Annotated in this window: 2 protein-coding genes; both read left to right on the top strand. The window is 73.9% G+C overall.

All coding sequences use genetic code 11. From position 1 onward, the window contains the following. Window positions 1-437 (top strand): DUF501 domain-containing protein (locus SACHA_RS20085; RefSeq protein WP_019807267.1); only part of this gene is annotated, 437 nt, incomplete at its 5' end. 104 nt (window positions 438-541) lie between these two features. Next, window positions 542-2414: lytic murein transglycosylase (locus SACHA_RS20080; RefSeq protein ID WP_019807265.1), on the top strand; the 1873-nt coding region annotated here is incomplete at its 3' end.

Raw genomic sequence — 2414 nt, 5'->3', positions numbered from 1 at the left:
CGCCCCGGGGGCTGCGTGCCGTCGCCGCGCGCTGCCCGGGCGGGCATCCCGCCGTGGTGCGGACCAGCCCCCGCCTGGAGGACGGGACCCCGTTCCCGACGTTGTACTACCTGACGTGCCCCACGCTGAACGCGATGGTGGGCAGGATCGAGGCGGCGGGGACCATGCGGGAGATGACCGCGCGGCTCGCCGACGACCCGGAGTTCGCCGAGCGGTACCGGCGGGCGCACGAGTCGTACCTGGCCGAACGGGACGCGATCGAACCGCTCGGGCACTCCGTGACCGCCGGTGGGATGCCGACCAGGGTGAAGTGCCTGCACGTGCACCTCGCCCACACGCTCGCCCGGGGGCCCGGGGTCAACCCGGTCGGTGACGAGACGTTGCGTCTCGTTCGGGCGGACGGATGGCCGTCGGGGGAGTGTGCTCACCGGGATTAGTCCGTCCGGAGCAAAACTTGTTTGATCCCGTCCGAAGGGTGTGAAACGCCGGGTGGGTTGCGGCAGGGTGAGCCCCCAGGCGATTCCGGCGGGAGGGGTCGAACGTGCGTGCTGGCGGGAGCTCGGGTGCGGTCCGGCGGTTCGGGCTGCGGCACCGGACGATGGTCGCCGTGCTGAGCGGATCGCTGGCGATCGTGCCGGTGGCGGTCGTCAGCGGAGCGGCCGCGCGGTGGCTCGACCCGCCTGCCCGGGAGTTCACGGTCGCCATGCCGCTGGTCGGCGGGTATCCGCCCGGTCTGTCCCGGGCGTCGGTCGACGGCAGCCTGCCGGAGCCGCCGGAACCGGCCGAGTTACGGCTGCGGGACGAGCCCACCTCCGGCTCGCTCGGCATCCCGGAATCCGTGCTGGCCGCGTACCGCGCGGCGGCGCAGCGGGTGAACGCGGAACAGCCCGGATGCAACCTGGACTGGGCGCTGCTCGCCGGGATCGGGCGGATCGAGTCCGGCCACGCCCGCGGCGGATACGTCGACGCCGCGGGCACCACCCGCGAGCCGATCCTGGGCCCGGTCCTGGACGGGCGTGGCCCGGTGGCCACGATCCCGGACACCGACGGTGGCCGCCACGACGGTGATCGGGACTGGGACCGTGCCGTCGGGCCGATGCAGTTCATCCCGTCGACGTGGGCCCGGTGGGGTGCGGACGGCGACGACGACGGCGTCGCGGACCCGAACAACGTCCACGACGCGACCGTCGCCGCGGGGCGGTACCTGTGCGCGGGGGGTTTCGACCTCTCGGACGACGAACAGGTGCGCCGCGCGCTCTACCGGTACAACAACTCCTCGTCGTACGTGGAGAACGTGCTGCGGTGGGCCGAGGCCTACCGCACCGGGGTCCTGGGCGTGCCGGACAGCGAGGTGCCGCAGGCCGTGCCCGACCCGCTGCGGGTCGACACCTATCCCGACGACGCTGCCGCGGGCGCCCAGCTGCCGTCGTCCTCGCCGTCGACGACCCCGGACGGTCCGGAGCCGGCCGGCCCGGAGGAGCCCGGTGAGTCGGAGGAGCCCGGTGAGTCGGAGGAGCCCGGTGAGTCGGAGGAGCCCGGTGAGTCGGAGGAGCCGGAGACGATACCACCCGGATCCACACCGCCCGAGGAAGGCGATCCGGACCCGGAGGAGCCGGAAGAGCCGACCGATCCCGAGGAGTCGGGAGACCCCGAGGAACCGACCGATCCCGGGGAGCCGGAGGAACCGACCGATCCCGAGCAGCCGGAGGATCCCGAGGACCCGGAGGACCCGGAGGACCCGGAGGACCCGGAGGACCCGGAGGAGCCGACCGATCCCGAGCAGCCGGAAGACCCGGAGGATCCGAGTCAGGACCCGAACGAGCCGGAGGACCCCGGGGACACGGACGACCCGGGTGCGGAGCCCGGGGCACCGAGTGAGTCCGACGACCCGCAGGACGGGACGAACACCGGGCCCACGGACCGGCCCACGAACACGGACGAGGCGCCGGAGTCCGACGAGCCGGACACGACCGGAACCCCGGAGGACCCCGGGACGACCGGCACCGGGAGCCCGGAGGTTCCGCATTCGGAGGGCACCACCCCGGACATGACGGATGCGGACAGCCCTGAGCCGGACGGAGCCGAGTCCCCGGAGATGATCGGGGCCTCCGAGACGACCGGGGCTCCGGGAAGTCCGGACGACGGGGACAGCCAGCAGTCGTCCGCTGAAATGGGGGTTGTCCCCGAGGGCGCCGCCGACTCCTGCGGCGCTGACGACCGGCCCGAGGACGGATCGTCGAGTGTGTCGACCACCCCGGAACCGACGACCGAACCGACGACCGAACCGGCGACGACGGAGCCGACGGGCTCGTCGGCGATGCCGTCCTCCGGCACCCGGCCGGGGAACGGCGGGCGGCCGGGGCACTGCGCCATCCACGGCGCCGCCGGTGACGACACCGGTCCGAGCGCCGCGG

This window comes from Saccharomonospora halophila 8 (assembly GCF_000383775.1).
Classification (GTDB): domain Bacteria; phylum Actinomycetota; class Actinomycetes; order Mycobacteriales; family Pseudonocardiaceae; genus Saccharomonospora; species Saccharomonospora halophila.
Note: the sequence above shows the minus strand (reverse complement) of the source record. Positions and strands in the feature narration are given on the sequence as shown.